Below are 17,953 nucleotides of genomic sequence, written 5' to 3' on the forward strand. Positions count from 1 at the left end.
GGGATCTTCAGTGCGGCACAGATCCAGTGTGGGAGCGAGCCTGCTCGCGATTTGCAGCGAATCGGTCTGTCAGTTATCCACAGCGTCCTGCTTCACCACCACGGTGCAAGTGATCCCCGCCGCCAGCAGCACACCCTCTGGCACTTCATCGATGTGAATCCGCACCGGCACCCGTTGCGCCAGGCGCACCCAGTTGAAGGTCGGGTTCACATCGGCGATCAGCTCGCGGCTTTCCGGGTTGTCGCGGTCGTAGATGCCACGGGAAATACTTTCCACGTGGCCCTTGAGGACTTCGCCGCTCATCAGCTGCATGTCGGCTTTGTCGCCAACGCGCACGTGAGGCAGTTTGGTTTCTTCGAAGAAGCCGTAGACCCAGAACGAGTTCATGTCGACCACGGCCATTTTCGCTTCGCCGATGCGCGCGTAATCGCCGCGATGGACGTTGAGGTTGGTCACGTAGCCGTCCACCGCCGCGCGCACTTCGGTGCGTTTGAGGTTGAGTTCGGCAGCTTCCAGTTGCGCCTGAGCCTGTTGGTAATCGGCCAGCGCCGAGTCGGCGATGTTGCTGGCGTCGTCGCGGTTTTCCTTGGAGATCACCAGGTTGTCGAGGTCGGCGCGGCGATGGGCGTTGACCTTGCGCATCTCCCACGTGGCCTTGCGCGAAGCGACCAGCGACTGCGCCTGTTTCACCGCCAGGCGATAGTGCTCGGGGTCGATCTGCATCAGCAGATCACCTTTCTTCACCAACTGGTTGTCGCGCACCGGCACGTCGACCACTTCACCGGTGACGTCGGCGGCGACGTTGATGATGTCGGCGCGCACTCGGCCGTCGCGGGTCCACGGGGTGTTCATGTAGTGCTCCCACAACGTGCGGCCGATCCACAGCGCCAGGGCCAGCACCAGCAGGGTCGCGAGCAGGCTGAAAAACTTTTTCATCAGAGCGTTCTCAACGGTAGACAGTCAGCGCCATCGCGCCGAACAGACAGGTAAACAGGCTCAGGCGCAGCAGCGCCGGGTGCCAGAAGAAGCGGTACAGATCGAACCCCGACAGAAACCGGTCCAGCGCCCAGGCCAGTGCCGCAGCGACGAAAAACATCAGGGTCATGGTCGGCATGTACACGCCGTGGAAGGCGATTTCACGAGGCATGGGCAAGTCCTTCGGGCTTGGCGATGGCGTAGGCAGCAAGGGGCGATTGCGGGTCGAGCAGCGAGGTGCGGATGAAGTGCAGGTAGCTTTTCACCCGCCGCAGTGCCGAGGTATCGAAGTGCGGGGCGAACGGCTCATCGGTGGCGGCGACCCGGCTGATCGCGTGATCGACCGCGACCAGTGCGCGCTCCAGATTGCTCGAATTCGGCTGCAGGAACAGCCGCACCAGCGAGCGCCCCATGACCCGGATTGCCTGGCGCCACGGCTGGGATTCGGCATACGCCGGGTGCACCGGCAGGATCGCCTGTTCCTTGCGCAACTCGATGATCGCGTGGCCGACTTCCAGCACCACGAACATCCAGCGCAGCAGGTTTTTCTGCACCAGCGGCTGACCGGCCGCCAGCCCATAAGCCTGATGCATCAGGTCGCGGGTACGGCTTTCGAAACTCGACGCCAGGCCTTTGAGCTTGCCGCTGATCGCGTACACCACTTGCCCGCGCAGATCCTGCTCCAGGCGCTGCCACAACCAGCGGCTGTTCGGCGGCAGAATGATCGCGCCCGCCGCTGCGCAGACCAGCATGCCCATGACCATGGCGATGTAGTCGTTGATGAAGGTGTAGGGGTTGTAGATCGTCAGGTTGTCCGGCACCGAACCGGTGCTGAAAAAAATCAGCAGCCCGAGGCCGACGCCGGCGTATTGCGGCCGCGATGCGAGGAACGAGCCGAGCACGATCACCGGCGCGAGCATCACGCACAGCAGCGGGAAGCCATCGATCCACGGGAAGATGAAAAACATCTCGACGAAGCCGATCAACGCCCCGAGGAACGTGCCGCAGGCCATCTGGAACGCCATGCGTTTCGGATTCGGTGTGGCGGCGGACAGACCCACGGTGGCCGCGGCGATCAGGGTCATGGTCGCGCCGCTCGGCCACGCAGTAGCGACCCAGTAACTGCCAAGCACGATCAGGATGAACGTGGCGCGAATCCCCGAAGCTGCTGCAGCCCACCAACTGGTTTGCGGGGTGAACGGCTCGTCCCAGCGCTCGCGTTCGTGGCGGTGATCGGCGAGCGAGGCGTGGGTCTGTGCATAACTGTGCAGGTCATCGACGAAGCGATAGAGCAACTCATATGCGGTGTGGAAATCCAGTTGCTCGGCTTCGCTCGGTTCACTCTCCTGGAAGATCGCCCGCAGGCTGCGCACCCGCGCCGGCAAGCCTTCCTTGTACGCCGCCAGCGCCAGCACCAGACGCGCCGCGTCCGGGCTGGTCAGGGCGCGGCCGCTGAAGCCGTCGAGCACTTCGGCCAGATCCTGCAGGCCCGGTTTGATCGCCGCTTCCACATGATCGGCACCGTTGTTGCGCAGGCGTTCGAGCAACTGGTGCAAGGCGTTGAAACGGGTGGTGATGCCCATGAACTCGCTGTTCAGGCGACTGAGCCGACCGTTGCGCCGACGCATGTGCGGGTCTTCGAACACGGTCACACTGCGCAGCCCTTCCAGCCCCACCGCTTCGGCGATGAAGCGCACGTTGCTGGCCTCGAACGCCTCCGGTTTGCTGCGCCCGCGCAGGCCGTCGGTGACGAACAGGGCGAACACACCGAAGCGCTGATACAAGGCGTTGCGCATCGCGGCACTGGCGGTCTGCGGCAGGATCGCGGCGCTGACCAGGGTCGAGCAGAGAATCCCCAGCGAGATTTCCAGCACTCGCCACACCGCCGCCATGAACGCGCCGTCAGGATGAGCGAGCGCCGGCAGGCCGACCATCGCCGCTGTGTACCCGGCCAGCACGAAACCGTAGGCGCGGAAGTTACGGCAACGGGCGGCCCCGGCCGAGCAGATGCCGACCCAGATCGCCAGCGAGCCGAGGAACAGTTCAGTGTTCTGGGCGAACAGTGAAATCAGCGTGACCATCATTGCCGACCCGGCCAGGGTGCCGAGAAAACGGTAGAAACTCTTGGCGAACACCTGGCCACTCTGCGGCTGCATGACGATGAACACGGTGATCATCGCCGTGCGCGGCTGCGGCAGTTCCAGACGCATCGCCAGCCACAGGGTCAGGAATGCGGCGATCAACACCTTGAAGATGTAGACCCAGGTCACGCCGTCGCTGCGCGCCCAGTCGAATAAGCCCCGGCGCCATTCCAGGGAGTAGAGCCAGCGTAAAGGTGCGGGCAAGGGAGTCATTTGGTCGTGCTCAAAAATTCAGTCGAAACGTAGAAACTGTGGGAGCGGGCTTGCTCGCGAATGCGCTGTGTCAGACAACACATGGGCTGCCTGACACTCCCTCTTCGCGAGCAAGCCCGCTCCCCCAGGGGTTGTGTGTTCAACGCAGGAGGGCCGGGGTTTTCGGTGCCTGGGTTTGTTGTGCCGTCGGCACGTCTTTACCCGCGCCAAGGCCACCGCCCAATGCCGTCACCAGTTCTGCGTGGGCACTCAATCGCGCCGCCTGCACTTGCTGCTGAACCTGCTGCTGTTTGAACAGCAAGGTCTGCGCATTGAGCACGTTGAGGTAATCGGTGAGCCCGCGCTGGTAGGCGATCATCGCGATGTCGTAAGTCTTCTGCGCCGTGGCCACGGATTCGGCGGCGAATGTCTGCTGCTTGTCCATCGACTCGCGGCGGATCAACTGGTCCGAGATGTTCTTCAGCGCATTGACCAGGGTCTGGTTGTAATGCGCGACGGCGATGTCATAACCCGCCGACGCTTCGCCAAGCTCCGCACGCAGTCGCCCGCCGTCAAAGATCGGCAGCGAGATCGCCGGGCCGACGTTGTAGTTGAGCTTCTTGCCGGTCAGGAACTCCAGCGCCCCGCCGCCGGTGGCCATGTAGCCGAGGCTGCCGACCAGATCGACGTTGGGGTAGAACCCGGCATGCGCGACATCGATTCCGCGCGCCTGCGCCGCCACTTGCCAGCGACTGGCGACCACGTCCGGACGCTGGCCGAGCAGTTCGGCGGGCAGTGCCGACGGCAGTTTGAGCGCCGCGCCAAGGGACAGGGTCGGCCGCTGCAATTGCGCGCCGGCGCCCGGCCCCTTGCCGGCCAGTGCGGCGATCTGGTTGCGGCTCAGGGCGATTTCTTCGTCCAGCGCATCCAGTTGCCGATGGGTTTCCGGCAGCGGGGTTTCGGCCTGGCTGACTTCGAAGTGGGTGCCGATCCCGCCGTCCAGGCGTTTCTGCGCCAGCTCGAGAATCTGCTGTTGCTGTTTGAGCGTCGCCGCGACGATGTCGCGCTGAGCGTAATGCAGCGACAGCTCGATGTAGGCGCGCACGATGTTGTTCTGCAATTCGAGCTGCGCCTGACGCGCCTCGGCCGCGCTCATGTGCGCCAGATCCACCGCACGCTCGGTGCTGTTGCTTTCACGCCCCCAGAGGTCGAGGGCGTAACTGAAACCCAGCGCGGCGTTGTTGTCCCAGGTGGTGCTGTTGGCCAGCTCACCGGGGCCGTAGAACTGGTCGGTCGGCCAGTTGTGGCGCTTGAGGGTCGACTCGCCATTGATCTGCAACGACTCGGCGGCCTCGGCGACACCGGCCATGGACCGGGCCTGACGCACGCGCGCGGCGGCCATGGCCAGGGTCGGGCTGCCCTGCAAGGCGAGGTCGATCCAATGGTTGAGTTGCGGGTCACCGTAGGCTTGCCACCATTGGGCGGTGGGCCAGTTTGCGTCACGGGCGGCGTGGGCGATGGCCTCGTCGGTGGCCAGTTCATTGGCCTCCAGAGCCTTGCCCTTCGGGGCAATCCCTCCGGTTCCGATGCAGCCGCCAAGACCTAACGAAAAAGCCAGAACACTGAGCGGCAAAAGCGCTCTGTTGATGCGACGCGGCACTGCTGCGAATTCCTGAGGTGGGGGGATGTTTCGAGGTGGGCGCAATTCTAGGGGGGCGCCATGACGGCGATAAGCTGGGAATCCTGTGAATCTTTGTTACCGTTAACGAGATAATCCCTTGGTCGGGGGTCTCAGACCCTGAAACTTCGTGTCACAATTTGCCATCTCCCTTGAGAGCACCCCATGGACACTTTGCAAAACATGCGCGCCTTCAGTTGTGTAGCGGAAGCCGGCAGCTTCACCGCCGCCGCCGTGCAGCTCGACACCACCACTGCCAACGTCTCGCGCGCGGTCTCCAACCTTGAGGCCCACCTGCAAACCCGCCTGCTTAACCGCACGACCCGCCGCATCGCGCTCACGGAAGCCGGCAAGCGCTACCTGCTGCGCTGCGAGCAGATCCTCGCCTACGTCGAAGAGGCCGAAGCCGAAGCCAGCGAAGCCCACGCCCGCCCGGCCGGACAATTGAAAGTGCACACCATGACCGGCATCGGCCAGCACTTCGTGATCGACGCCATCGCCCGCTATCGCAAGACCCACCCCGACGTGACCTTCGACCTGACCATGGCCAACCGCGTGCCGGACCTGCTCGACGAAGGCTACGACGTGTCCATCGTCCTGGCTCGCGAGCTGCCGGACTCGGGCTTCGTCTCGCAACGCCTGGGCATCACCTACAGCATCGTCTGCGCCTCCCCGGCCTACGTGAAAGCCAACGGCTGCGCACAAAAACCCAGCGACCTGCTGAACCACGCCTGCCTGCGCCTGGTGAGCCCGGTGATCCCCCTGGAAAAATGGGCCTTCGATGGTCCTGACGGTCAGGAAGTGGTCACTATCAACAGCTCGCCCTTCCTGGTGAACTCCGCCGACGCGATGAAAAGCGCGATCACCAGTGGGATGGGCGTCGGCGTGTTGCCGGTGTACGCCGCGATTGAAGGCTTGCGCAACGGCTCGTTGGTGCGGGTGATGCCGAACTACCGCTCGCAGGAACTGAACCTGTATGCGATCTACCCGTCGCGGCAGTACCTGGATGCGAAGATCAAGACCTGGGTCGAGTACCTGCGTGGGTCGTTGCCAGAAATATTGGCGGGGCATCAGGCGGAACTGGCGGCTTATGAGATGAGTGGGAGTCTGGGTGGAGCCAGGCTCGCGAACTGAGTTTACCGTCCTACAGACGGGGTGATTTGGGGGGACGTTTCCGACAAGTCGCGTCGGTTGTCCCTCGGAAACGAGGTGGATAGGCTTTTGGGGGTCGCTGACGCATCAGCGGCCGGGTCTGGAAAACCCGAAGTTCAGGATCACAGCCCATGACATAATGCGGCGTTTTTTCGCGACGTTATGGTAGCTGTACGTGGGAGACCTTCGGGTCTGCCGGGTTTGATCCTTTCCGGTTTTTCCAGTCCGCGTACAGCTGCCACCTCTTTCGCCTGGAAAACGAAAAATGGCAGCTCCTCCAAGACTTAAGGATCTATGCCATGAAAAAACTTACTCCGAATCCCCCCGAAACCAACGACACCTCGCCCTACGAATCCGCCGATTCAAACAAACTCCACGACGCCGCCGAACGCGCGCTCGACCACTACCTGAACCCTCCCCCAAAAAAATACCCCGGCCGCAAACCGAGCGAAATGTTCCAGATTTCACCGGACATGGACGACGAAAGCCTGCTGGCCCACGCCTGCGAATCCCTGGCCTCGGCCAGCGTCATGGCCAGTGACGTGGCAGCCTATGTCGACTCACCACAGCGACACCGGATTCTGGGCATTCAACAAGTCATCATGCTCGCCGAACTCGCCGTGAACCGCGTGCTGGATAACGTCGAAGTACAACGTCATCCCACACACAACTAAACCGCTCTGACCAACCGACCTGCCAGCGACAACCGCATTCGCTGGCAGCTAGGATGGGACGCAGAGCGTCCCGGGCTGCATTCCCACGCAGAGCGTGGGAACGATCAAACGATGAGCGTTAGCTCAAGTTCGCTGTTCGCTTCTCACCACTCAAAACGATGAGCGTTAGCTCGAGTAAGGCTTTTGACGTACCGGCCCCATCGGAAGGCTGAGTGGAGGGATTTATCCGGGGGTGGGAGCGCAGCGACCGTTTGGCGAAGCCAAACACATCGAGAGGAGGTGCAGCGAAGCAAACCGTAGGCGATGCCCCCGGATGAATCTCGGAACGAAGGAACACCGAGCCAAAGCGAGGTGCCGAACGCCGGGGCCCAGCGTTTTGGTTACTTTGGGCTGGGCCGGCATTCCGGCGTTTGCCAAAGTGACTCGCTGTAAAAGCGAAACCGCCAGCCGCAACCCCCGAAGCAACGGATATTCACCCAAAACCCCAAGAACCTGGTCGGCCCAGAGGCCGCCAAGGACAAGCCAAACCTGGCGAAGAATGTTAGCTTGCTTGGCAACCCAGAACAGCCGAGCCCAATGCCAATGAAAAAAACAGTCCTGGCCTTCAGCCGCATCACCCCCCCAATGATCGAACGCCTGCAACAAGAGTTCGACGTCATCGTCCCCAACCCGAAAAACGGCGACATCAACGCCCAGTTCAACGAAGCCCTGCCCCACGCCCACGGCCTGATCGGCGTCGGTCGCAAACTCGGCAAGGCCCAACTGGAAAACGCCGCCAAACTCGAGGTGGTCTCCAGCGTCTCCGTCGGCTACGACAACTACGACCTCGCCTATTTCAACGAACGCGGGATCATGCTCACCAACACCCCTGACGTGCTCACCGAAAGCACTGCGGACCTGGCCTTCGCGCTGATCATGAGCAGCGCCCGCCGCGTCGCCGAACTCGACGCCTGGACCAAGGCAGGCCAATGGCAGGCCAGCGTCGGCGCACCGCTGTTCGGTTGCGACGTGCACGGCAAGACCCTGGGCATCGTCGGCATGGGCAACATCGGCGCTGCCGTCGCCCGTCGCGGCCGCTTCGGCTTCAACATGCCGATCCTCTACAGCGGCAACAGCCGCAAGACCGAACTCGAACAGCAACTCGGTGCACAATTTCGCAGCCTTGACCAACTGCTGGCCGAGGCCGACTTCGTTTGTCTGGTGGTGCCGCTCAGCGACAAGACCCGCCACCTGATCAGCCACCGCGAACTGGCGCTGATGAAGCCGGATGCGATTCTGGTGAACATCTCCCGTGGCCCGGTCGTCGACGAGCCGGCACTGATCGAGGCATTGCAGAACAACCGGATTCGCGGTGCCGGTCTGGACGTTTACGAGAAGGAACCGCTGGCCGAATCACCGCTGTTTCAGCTGAAAAACGCCGTGACCCTGCCGCACATCGGCTCGGCCACTCACGAAACCCGCGAAGCTATGGCCAATCGTGCCCTGGCCAACCTGCGCAGTGCCCTGCTCGGCGAGCGTCCGCAGGATCTGGTGAACCCGCAGGTCTGGCGCGGATAAACAAATCGGGCAAGTACTGTAAAGTGCTTGCCCGTTCAACTTTCAGCCAATACATACTTTGCAAATCAACACGCCAACGAAATAAACCATCCCGCTATAAACTTTCCCGGCTTTATCCAATACAAAGATAAACACACCGGAGAATAGTAACCGTGAGAATTTCCAATACCGATCAATTAATCCGTTACAGCAAAGTCTGCCTGATGGCTTACATCAGCTTCTTTGGACTACTGGTGATGTACGGAAACGTGACCGACTACTCGGCAAACTATGAGTACGTCGGACACATCCTGAGCATGGATACGACACAGATCAACGAGAACATACGTTACAGGGCGATTGAATCGCCGATGATGCACCACCGGATCTATTGGTTCATCATCACCACGGAAGCGATCTACACCGCTTATTGCCTGCTCGGTACTTATTATCTCTACCGCAAAGTCAACGAGTCCGCGGCTGTCTTTCACGAGGCAAAAAGGTTCTCGATCATTGGCTTGCTGATTGCGATCTTCACCTATTATGTTTGCCTGCAAACCATCGGCGTTGAATGGTTCGACATGGACACTTCACAAGTATGGAATGCGAAAGACTGGGCACGGCACATTGTCGATTTCATGTTACCGGTACTGATTTTCATAACATTGAAAAACGAGCGTTGAATAATCAACGCTCAAGATTCAATCAATCTCAGGCCAACTTTCCATGCTTCGCCACAACCGCAACTTCGGGTTTACGAAACACCAGCACATTCCCCAGCATCACCAATACCAGCCCCGCCAATGCCGGTGCCGTCCATTGATAGCCTTCGGCGAAGGCCGAGACATTCAGCGCCACCACCGGGAACAGCACCGTGCAGTAGGCGGCGCGCTCCGGGCCCATGCGGCCGACCAACGTCAAGTAGGCGGTGAAGCCGATCACCGATCCCGGAATCACCAGATATAGAAGCGCGCCAATGTAGCGCGACGTCCACTCCATCTCGAATGGAATGCCCTTGACCAAGCACCACACCGAGAGCATCGCCGCACCGTAGGCCATGCCCCAGGCATTGGTGGTCAGTGGCTTGAGACCGGCCTTCTGTTGCAGGCTCGAGAGCATGTTGCCCGCCGAGAAGCACAAGGTGCCGCAGAGTGCCAGACCCAGGCCGAGCAGGGTTTGCGGACTGGCGTGATGCCCGGCCAGCTCCGGCCAGAACAACAGGCCCAGGCCAGACAGCCCCAGCGCCCCGCCCATCAGCACATTGCGCGCGATGCGTTGGCCGAAGAACACCCGCGCATTCAGCGCGTTCCACAACGTCGCCGTGGAAAACACCACCGCCACCAGACCGCTGGGGATCCATTGGCTGGCAGTCAGGAAACACATGAAGTTGACGCAGAACAGGCACAACCCCTGCGCCACACAGATCAGATGCCCGCGCCGGTTCATCGGTTGCAGCCGACGGCTGAGCAGCAACAGCGCAAACAACACCAGCGCCGCGAGACCGAAGCGATAGACGATCGACACCGGAATCGCCACCACGCCCAGTTGCCACTTCAAGGCTATCCAGGTGGTGCCCCAGATCAGCACGGTCAACAAATACAACGACAGGTTCATGGCAGACACTCCTCGATTGGGTTTCAGTGTCCGCCTGCGCCTTCATCCCTCGCTTGCATAAACTTGCGCTTTTGTCGGCGTGCAGGCTGGCAGCGCAACATCTACGGAGTAGGATGCAAGGCGTTGAAGAGAACCGACCATGGCCGCCATCGATACCCTGCAAGTCTTTCAAGCCTTGAACAGCTCGCCCAACGCATGCCTTGTGCGCAGCGCCGAGCTGGGGGACGGCCTGTCCGCAGCCCTGTGGACCAACCACCACGACGCCCGCGACTATGACGCGCCGAGCCATCACACGCTCTCCTGCTACATCGCTGGCGGCACCGGCACGTTCCGCCGTGGCGCCCCCGGAAACAAAGGCAGTCCGGACAAGTTGTGCATCCTGCCAGCCGACCACGAGTCGGGGTGGGTGATCAATGGCGACATTCGCCTGGCCCACCTGTATTTCAGCGCCGAACAATTTGCCTTGGGTTGCGTCACGCTGCTGGATCGCGAGCCCCGGGAAATGCAGCTGCGCGAACAGACTTTTCTGGAAGATCCACAACAGGCCCGACGGTTTCGCCAGTTACTCACTCTCAATTGGGACGAGCCTGGCGAGCGGCTGCTGACCAGCAGCCTGGCCCACGAACTGATCAGCCAAACCTTGTTGAGCCAGGTCGGCGTACGCCACGGCTTGCGCCTCAAGGGCGGGCTGGCGCCGCATCAGCGCCGGCAACTGGTGGAGTTCATCGACAGCCAACTGGCCGAGCCGATCAGTCTCGGGCAACTGGCGGGGTTGTGTGCGTTGTCGGAATACCACTTCGCGCGGATGTTCCGGGTGAGCTTCGGACTGCCGCCACATCAGTATGTGCTGGCGCGGCGTTTGAGCCGGGCGCGGGAGTTGTTGCGCGGGACAGCGTTGCCGTTGGGCGAGATTGCCCTGGCGTGTGGATTTGCCAGTGCCAGCCACTTCACCAACCGCTTTCGCCAGGTGCTGGGTGGAACGCCCGGCGAGTATCGCCAGGCGTTTTTGCGCTGATCAGAACTCCAGCGTGCTCGACAACGAAATCTGCCGCGAATCGCCCATCGACACGAAGAAACGGCTCGCCGCCGAGGTGTAGTAAGTGCGGTCGAACAGGTTCTTCACGTTGAGCTGGAACTTGACCTTCTGCCCTTCAACCTTGGTGTCGTAAGTAGCGAACGCATCGGCCACGGTGTAGCTCGGCAGGTCGAAATCATTCACCGCGTTACCCGCTCGTTCACCGACATAGCGCGCGCCGGCGCCGACCCGAAGTTGATCACCACCGATCACGCTGCCGAAGTCGTAGACCGCCGACAGCGAGCCGGTATTTTTCGCCACGTTCTGCAGCCTGTTGCCTTTGTAGTCCGGATCTTCCGTAACCTCGGCGTCGGTATAGGCGTAGCTGCCGATCATGCTCCAGCGGTCGCTGAGCTGGCCGGTCAGGTCCACTTCCAGGCCCCGGGACCGCACTTCGCCGGCGGCGCTGTAAATCGTCGTCGGGCCTTCGGAATTGGCCACCAGCACGTTGCGTTTCTTGATGTCGAACAGGGCGATATTGCCGGTGACACGCCCCGGAATGTCGAGGCGTGCGCCCAGCTCCCAGGACTTGGCTTCTTCCGGCGCGATGCTGCCATCGAGCACGGTGCTGCTGCCGCTCAGCGGCGCGATGGTCGAGTTGGGTTTGAACGATTCGGTGTAGCTGCCGTAGAACGACAACGCGTCGGTATAGCGATACACCAGACCCGCGCGCGGCACCCACTTCTGGCCGTTGCTGTCGGTGTTGGCCTTGAACGGCACGCCTTTGCCGGCGTACTGGTCGTATTCCTGGAAGCGCCCGCCGGCCACCAGAATCCACTGGTCGTTGAGGTGGATCGAGTCCTGCAGGAACACCGAATCACTGCGCAGCAAATCGGTTTGCGCACTGTCCGCCGGGCTGACGGTGGTGCCTTCGACTTCGCGGCCATACACCGGGTTGACGTAGCTGAAGGTGCTCAGGCTTTTCTGGCGGATCAGGTCGGCGCGGTAGATCTTGCGGTACTCGTCGTCGACGCCGAACACCAGATCATGCTGCATGCCCAGCACATTGACCTTGCCTTCGAGGCTGGCCGTGGTGAAGCGGTCGGTGCTGATCGCGCCTTGCGTGCCATCCATGCTGCGGGTCAGGGTGCCTTTTTTGGTGTCGATCGCGGTTACGCGGACCTGGCTGGCGTCGTAGGTTTCGCGATTCCAGCTGTAGCCGAAATGGGCTTTCCAGTCGTCGTTGAGTTCGTGATCGGCCTCAAAGTGATAGAGATCGGAACGCCCTTCCATGTCGTTGAATTTCTCGTCGAGCCGCTCGTTGCGCGAGATATCCAGCGGATGGTTGGTGCGTGGATCGATCAGGGTTCCACGATCAAACGGGGTCAGGAATTCACGGTGCTCGTAAGCGAACAACAGCTTGGTGCGCTCGCCGTACCAGGCCAGCGACGGTGCAACCAGGGTTTCGCGGTGGGTGCCGAAATTGCGCCAGTAATCTTCGTCTTCGTGGTCCAGCACCATGCGATACGCGAGGCCGGAATCCCCCAGCGCACCGGTGCTGTCGAACGAGCCGCCGCTGCCATTCTTGCCGTCGCCGTAGGTCGAGCCGCGCAGGGTCAGCGCGTTGTACTGGGTCAGCTCGGGCTTCTTGCTGACCATGTTGACCACGCCACCCGGGTCCTGAATCCCGTAGAGCAGCGAGGCCGGGCCCTTGAGCACCTCGACGCGATCCACGGTGGCGTTCATGCCACGGCCCTGCACCACCGGCATGCCGTCGCGCATGATCGAGCCGTTGCGGTTGTCACCGAAACCGCGGGTCATCACCGAATCCTGGGTGCTGCCCAAGGTGTTGCCCTGGGTGATGCCGCTGACGTTGGCCAGTGCATCATCGAGATTGCGCGGTGCCTGATCACGAATGACCTGAGCCGGAATCACGTTGACGGTCTGGGGGATTTCCTGAAGCGAAGCGGAAGAGCGCATCACCGAACTGGTTTCCGGTGGCTGGTAGCTCATCGGCTGGTCGACCACCGAGGTGATGTTCGTCGCGCCGAGGTTCAACGCGCCTGCGGTCGGTTGCGGTTCGAGCGCCAGGGTATGGCTGTCGGTGCGGCGGAAGGTCAGGCCGGAGCCGGTGAGCAGACGTTGCAGCGCCTGTTCGGCACTCATCTGGCCGTTGATCGCCGGAGCGGTCAGACCATATGGCGCTTCATCGGTATAGACCACGCTCTGCCCGGTGACACGACTGAAATCACTCAGGGCCTGAGGCAACGGCTTGGCAGCCAGGGAAAAACTGAATTGCTTTTGCGGCTGGCTGCTGACGGATTCAGCGGCCAGCGCCACGCTCAGCGGCAACAGGGCCAATGCCGAAAAACTCAAGGCTGAAACGCCCAACCACTGTTTGACCGAACCCGATTTTGCCCTGGACTTCATTGCTCATGACCTGTGTAGAACCGCAACGGATGCGAATGACTCGCAGTTTCAGTCACTACACGGATGGCGTCCGGGTTTACCTCACCACAAAGTTGAAAATATTTTCAGCGCAGGATGATCAGCTTGCCCAACACCTGATGCTGCTCGAATCCCAACACCCCTTGCAGCGAATTCAACACGGCTTGCGGATCCTTGCTCGGAAAGCTGCCGCTGACCTTGCGCGCACCCAGTTCGTCGTTGAGCAACACGATCCGTCCGGGGTAATAACGCCGCAGATCCTGCACCACATCGGCCAGTGTCGACTTGTAGTAAGTCAGCCAGCCCTGGCGCCACGCCAGTTGCGCTTCGCTGTCCACGGCGTGCAGTTTTTCCGCCGTGCCTGCGCCGTACGCCACTTGCTGCCCGGCAGTGAGAATCTGCTGTTGGCCGTCAGGGGATGCCGTCACGCCGACGCGTCCGGACAGCACCGTCACCTGGGCGCCTTGAGGTTGCAGGCGCACTTCGAACTGAGTGCCGAGCACCCGCGCCTGGCCCTTTTCGGCCTCGACCACAAAGGGATCACCCGTGTGAGTCACGCTGAAAAATCCAGCCCCTCGGCGCAATTGCACATGCCGCTCGCCATGACTGAAATCCACGGCGATGGCGCTGTCGGCATCCAGCGTCACTTGCGATTGATCGGCCAGGGTCACGGTGCGGATCTCGCCGGGTGCCGACACGTAATCGGCGCCCAGATCATCGATCCAGCGCTGCGGCTGCCAACCACTGCCGAGGCTGATCATCAACAGCAGGCAGGCCGCCATGGCCAGCGCGCCGGCCCAACGCCGGACCTGCGGACGACGCGGCCGGTCCATCGCATCGAGCAAACCCTGCAACGCCAGCGCGTCTTCATCGGCCAGAGTACGCGCCGGCCCTTCGCTCAATTCCCACACCACCTGCGCCTGGGCGTAGGCCTCGGCGTGAGCCGGATCGGCATGCAGCCATTGACTGAAGGTCAGTTGATCGCCGGTGCTGGGGCGGTCGTGCAACAGGCTCAACCAGGCAAAAGCGGCCTGTTCCTGCGCGGGCGTCGGGATGACTCGGTCGGAGTTGTTCACGGTGCTTTCCCTGGCGTGCGTGGCGCGGGTTCGCGCAGGCTGGCCTTGCAGGCATCGAGGGCGCGCATCATATGTTTTTCCACAGCGCTTTGGGACAGGCCCATGGCCTTGGCGATCTCGGCGTACTTGCGGCCATGGATGCGATTGAGCAAAAAGATCTGCCGCGTGCGCTCGGGCAAGGCGCGCAAGGCCGCTTCGACGTGGCGCAAATCGTTGCCCGCTTCGAGCGCCGCCTGCGGTTCGCTGGCGCTGCTGTCCGGCTCGTCCGGTTGCCAGCCTTCGTTGACCCGCACCCGAGCGCCTTCGCTGCGCAAATGATCGATGGCGATATTGCCGGCGCAGCGCAACAGATAAGTGCTGAGCTCTTCGACCTGCACCAGCGGCCGACGCCAGAAACGCAGAAACAGATCCTGCACCAGATCCGCTGCCGTCGCCCGGCAACCGACGCGCCGGCTCACCAGCGCTTCCATCTGCGAACGCTGGGACAGGAACACCTGAAGAAAATGCGCACGGGCGCCGTGGGGTTCGTCGTCGCGGTGCTCGGGAGGATGGCCGATCAGCATTTCAGTTCAAGGCCCATGCAGCGACCGGGCTGGCGAGCAGGCTCAGTCCGGCCATGGTCAAGGCCAGGCGTGGGCGATAGGGCAACAACAGCACCAACGTCAGCGCACTGAGCATCAACACTGCGCACCAGTCGACCAGACCAAAACTCCAGCCCTTTATGGCAACCGCCGCCCACAGCGACAGCCCCAGCAACAGCCAGCCTGCGAGTTTCAAACCTTGCCGACGGCGGGTCGAAGGTTTTTGACCCAGCAGCTCTTCGTGATGCCGAGGCATCGCCAGGCACAGCGCCGTGAAAGCGCAATAACAAAGCAACAGCGCCAGCAGCATTCAGTTCGCCCCTTGCTCAAGGGTGATCGGCCGGGCCGTTTCGCGGGCTGGCTTTTGCACGCTGACGATGTGTCCAGCGCGCTGCATTTTCCGCGCGGCCCAGGCGAGAAAGAGGCCACTGCCCAGACACGTCAGGTCGAAACCGGCCAAGGCCCAGTCGCCTTCAGGCACTGTCACGCCGAGGTGATAAGGGGAGGTCAAACCGTTAAGAAGCGGAACCGCGATAAACAGTGCAGCCCCCAGCGACAGCTGTTCGACCCAGGCCTTGCGCCCCGGACGCAACATCGCATGCACCACGCTTAAGCCCCAGGCGATGAAGAACGCATTCACTTCCCAGTCGGCACGCCCGGCCAGATTCACCGGCAGCAGACGATTGGCCCAGAAGAACACCGCGACCGCCGCCACCAGCCCGGCCATGCTGGCAATGTTCAGCACTTGCACCAGCCGCAACTCGAAGGGCATCACACCGCTTTTGATGTGTTTGAGCTGACGCTTGCCGAGCCAGATCACCAGCCCGGTGCCGATCATCGCCGTGCCCGCCAGACCACAGATGAAATACAGCCAACGTAACACCGGCCCGGCAAAGTGGCCCATGTGCAAACCGTAGAAACTGCCAGCAACCGCCATCGCCATCGGCTGATCGGGCGTTGTGCCGATGACTTGTCCGCTGACACCGCTGAAGGTCACGGCGCTGCCGGAATCATTCACCACTCGGTCGGAACCCGCGCGGGACATCACCACCGAGGCATTGGCATCGCCCGGATTGTTCACGCTGATACGCCCGACATGTCCACCCGACCATTGCTCGCTGGCCGCCAGCAACAGGGGCGCCAGCGGTGCCAGTGTCGCCGGTTGATTGGCCCGTTCAGGAATGCTGGATTCGGGAAAAACCTCGTCGTAAAACGCTCGAACGTTGTTGCCGTACGAAGCCAGGATGCTCGCCGGCATCACCATCGACATGAAGATCACCAGACTGCTGTAGGTGATCATCAGATGAAACGGCAACACCAGCACAGCCACCGCGTTGTGTCCGTCGAGCCACGAGCGCTGGCCCTTGCGCGGGCGGAAGGTGAAGAAGTCCTTGAAGATTTTCTTGTGGGTGATGATCCCGGTGATCAGCGCGACAAACATCACCATCGCGGCGATGGTCGAGAGCCAGCGGCCCCACGGATAAGGCATTTGCAGCTGGAAGTGGAAGCGGTAGAAAAACTCGCCGCCCATGCTTTCCCGCGCCTGCACTTCGACACCGGTCTGCGCGTCGAGCGTCTTGCGGGTGAATGCGCCGCGTTCGCCGGGCTTGGCTGGCGTCTGCTGCCAGCCCACGCTCAGACCGGGATCGCGGGCGTCGGGCAGGCCAATGATCCAGCGCGAAGCGTCGGGGGCGTTTTGTTGCAGATAGTGCTGGGCCAGCGTCAGGCTTTTTTCGGCATCCAATGGGTGCGCCTGGATTTCCGGCTGCATCCAGTGACTGGTTTCGTCCTTGAAATAGGCCAGGGTTCCGGTCAGAAAAATCGCAAACAACAGCCAGCCGAAAACCAGCCCGGTCCAGGTGTGCAGCCAGGCCATCGCCTGCCGGAAGCCCTCTTTCATGCCAGACCCAAACCGCGCGCTGCCCCGGAAACGGTCGCCAGGATCACGCTTGGCACCAGCAGACCAACCCACGCCGACCACGCCGTGCGACAGGCGAAACACCAGAGCACCGCCACCAGATAGACCAGGAACGAAACGGTCATGCCGGTCACCACTGCCTCGGCGCGGTTCTGCGGCAGCCACAACGTCAGCGTAACGCTGGCCAATGCCGCGACCAGATAGCCGCCGAACACCGCCGCGAGCACCCGCGAAGTGACGGCCAGACGATAGGACAGGGGAAGTGTGGCGAGTTTGGCTTTCATGTTTCGACCCTGAAACGATTAACGTCCGACCAAGACGCCGAACGACAGGCGAGCAATATTAATGATAAATATTCTCATACGCAAAAGAGTCTGATTGCCGGGCACCCTCCGCAGCCCTACAATGCGAACCATTCTTGTTCTCTAACGCATCCTGCATGCGCCCGGAGTGATGCCGTTGCCGTCCGCCCATCCTGTCGAATCGCTCTATCAGGCCCACCACAGTTGGCTCACCGGCTGGCTGCGGCGCAAACTCGGCTGCCCGGACAGCGCCGCCGATCTCGCTCAGGACACCTTCATCCGGGTGCTGACCGCCCGCGAGCCGCCAGTGATTATCGAACCGCGCGCATTCCTCACCACCCTGGCCAAGCGCGTGCTGTTCAACCATTACCGCCGCCAGGACCTGGAGCGCGCCTACCTCGACACGCTCGCGCAGATACCGGAAATGGTTGCGCCTTCGGAAGAAGAGAAAGCCATCATCCTGCAAACCCTGATGGAGCTGGATCAGTTGCTTGATGGCCTGCCGCGCGTCGTCAAACGCGCATTTCTGCTGGCGCAGGTCGATGGCCTGACTTATCCGCAGATCGCCGCCGAACTGGGCATTTCCGTGGCCACGGTCAAACGTCATCTGAACAAGGCAGCGATGCGCTGCTACTTCGCCCTGTGAACCCG

The 17,953-nt window shown here is 61.8% G+C and carries 17 protein-coding genes; 6 read left to right on the top strand and 11 right to left on the bottom strand.

The window, feature by feature from the left end; genetic code table 11:
- Window positions 1-69: 69 nt before the first annotated feature.
- The 4 genes from L6D74_RS16050 to L6D74_RS16065 form a co-directional block, all read right to left on the bottom strand.
- Window positions 70-936 (bottom strand): efflux RND transporter periplasmic adaptor subunit, encoded by an 867-nt coding sequence (locus L6D74_RS16050; RefSeq protein WP_085611394.1) that lies wholly within the window; start codon window positions 934-936, stop codon window positions 70-72.
- Window positions 937-946: 10 nt separating this feature from the next.
- Window positions 947-1,147 carry a DUF1656 domain-containing protein gene (locus tag L6D74_RS16055; RefSeq protein ID WP_003221811.1) on the bottom strand — a complete coding sequence of 67 codons (201 nt, stop codon included), beginning with the start codon at window positions 1,145-1,147 and terminating at the stop codon, window positions 947-949.
- Window positions 1,137-3,329 carry an FUSC family protein gene (locus L6D74_RS16060; protein WP_236189764.1) on the bottom strand — a complete coding sequence of 731 codons (2,193 nt, stop codon included), beginning with the start codon at window positions 3,327-3,329 and terminating at the stop codon, window positions 1,137-1,139. Before L6D74_RS16060 ends, L6D74_RS16055 begins: the two co-directional genes overlap by 11 nt.
- A 139-nt stretch (window positions 3,330-3,468) precedes the next feature.
- Window positions 3,469-4,968, bottom strand: coding sequence for an efflux transporter outer membrane subunit (locus tag L6D74_RS16065; RefSeq protein ID WP_236189765.1), 1,500 nt, complete (start codon window positions 4,966-4,968; stop codon window positions 3,469-3,471).
- Window positions 4,969-5,151: 183 nt separating this feature from the next.
- Between L6D74_RS16065 and L6D74_RS16070 the strand changes: the two genes are divergently transcribed.
- From L6D74_RS16070 to L6D74_RS16085, 4 genes are all read left to right on the top strand, one after another.
- On the top strand, window positions 5,152-6,120 hold the full coding sequence (locus L6D74_RS16070) for a LysR family transcriptional regulator (protein ID WP_039769420.1): 969 nt from the start codon (window positions 5,152-5,154) through the stop codon (window positions 6,118-6,120).
- A gap of 317 nt (window positions 6,121-6,437) precedes the next feature.
- Window positions 6,438-6,812 (top strand): DUF6124 family protein, encoded by a 375-nt coding sequence (locus L6D74_RS16075; protein WP_236189766.1) that lies wholly within the window; start codon window positions 6,438-6,440, stop codon window positions 6,810-6,812.
- Between the two features lie 582 nt (window positions 6,813-7,394).
- Complete coding sequence (locus tag L6D74_RS16080; RefSeq protein WP_236189767.1) at window positions 7,395-8,369, top strand: 2-hydroxyacid dehydrogenase; 975 nt, start codon at window positions 7,395-7,397, stop codon at window positions 8,367-8,369.
- 152 nt (window positions 8,370-8,521) lie between these two features.
- A complete protein-coding gene (locus L6D74_RS16085; RefSeq protein WP_082934356.1) occupies window positions 8,522-9,031 on the top strand; it encodes a DUF2165 family protein in 510 nt (169 codons plus the stop codon).
- A 28-nt stretch (window positions 9,032-9,059) separates the two neighbouring features.
- On the opposite strand, the gene L6D74_RS16090 is transcribed toward L6D74_RS16085, so the two are convergent.
- Window positions 9,060-9,962, bottom strand: coding sequence for a DMT family transporter (locus L6D74_RS16090; protein ID WP_064593500.1), 903 nt, complete (start codon window positions 9,960-9,962; stop codon window positions 9,060-9,062).
- A gap of 139 nt (window positions 9,963-10,101) precedes the next feature.
- Between L6D74_RS16090 and L6D74_RS16095 the strand changes: the two genes are divergently transcribed.
- On the top strand, window positions 10,102-10,977 hold the full coding sequence (locus L6D74_RS16095; protein ID WP_064593498.1) for a helix-turn-helix domain-containing protein: 876 nt from the start codon (window positions 10,102-10,104) through the stop codon (window positions 10,975-10,977).
- Here L6D74_RS16095 and L6D74_RS16100 read toward each other — a convergent pair whose 3' ends face one another.
- From L6D74_RS16100 to L6D74_RS16125, 6 genes are all read right to left on the bottom strand, one after another.
- Window positions 10,978-13,407 carry a TonB-dependent siderophore receptor gene (locus L6D74_RS16100; protein WP_236189768.1) on the bottom strand — a complete coding sequence of 810 codons (2,430 nt, stop codon included), beginning with the start codon at window positions 13,405-13,407 and terminating at the stop codon, window positions 10,978-10,980.
- A gap of 104 nt (window positions 13,408-13,511) precedes the next feature.
- Entirely contained in the window at window positions 13,512-14,501 is a 990-nt protein-coding gene (locus tag L6D74_RS16105) for a FecR family protein (RefSeq protein ID WP_236189769.1), read from the bottom strand.
- A complete protein-coding gene (locus L6D74_RS16110) occupies window positions 14,498-15,064 on the bottom strand; it encodes an RNA polymerase sigma factor (protein WP_236189770.1) in 567 nt (188 codons plus the stop codon). Before L6D74_RS16110 ends, L6D74_RS16105 begins: the two co-directional genes overlap by 4 nt.
- 1 nt (window position 15,065) lies before the next feature.
- Window positions 15,066-15,392 carry a DUF3325 domain-containing protein gene (locus L6D74_RS16115; RefSeq protein WP_236189771.1) on the bottom strand — a complete coding sequence of 109 codons (327 nt, stop codon included), beginning with the start codon at window positions 15,390-15,392 and terminating at the stop codon, window positions 15,066-15,068.
- Window positions 15,393-16,982 carry a PepSY-associated TM helix domain-containing protein gene (locus L6D74_RS16120; RefSeq protein WP_236189772.1) on the bottom strand — a complete coding sequence of 530 codons (1,590 nt, stop codon included), beginning with the start codon at window positions 16,980-16,982 and terminating at the stop codon, window positions 15,393-15,395. It abuts the gene before it with no gap.
- Window positions 16,979-17,284, bottom strand: a complete 306-nt coding sequence (locus L6D74_RS16125) for a DUF3649 domain-containing protein (RefSeq protein WP_236189773.1) — start codon at window positions 17,282-17,284, stop codon at window positions 16,979-16,981. Before L6D74_RS16125 ends, L6D74_RS16120 begins: the two co-directional genes overlap by 4 nt.
- Window positions 17,285-17,459: 175 nt before the next feature.
- Between L6D74_RS16125 and L6D74_RS16130 the strand changes: the two genes are divergently transcribed.
- Window positions 17,460-17,948 carry a sigma-70 family RNA polymerase sigma factor gene (locus tag L6D74_RS16130; protein WP_064600677.1) on the top strand — a complete coding sequence of 163 codons (489 nt, stop codon included), beginning with the start codon at window positions 17,460-17,462 and terminating at the stop codon, window positions 17,946-17,948.
- Window positions 17,949-17,953 lie beyond the last annotated feature (5 nt).

It is taken from the genome of Pseudomonas pharyngis, from assembly GCF_021602345.1.
Taxonomy (GTDB): Bacteria; Pseudomonadota; Gammaproteobacteria; order Pseudomonadales; family Pseudomonadaceae; genus Aquipseudomonas; species Aquipseudomonas pharyngis.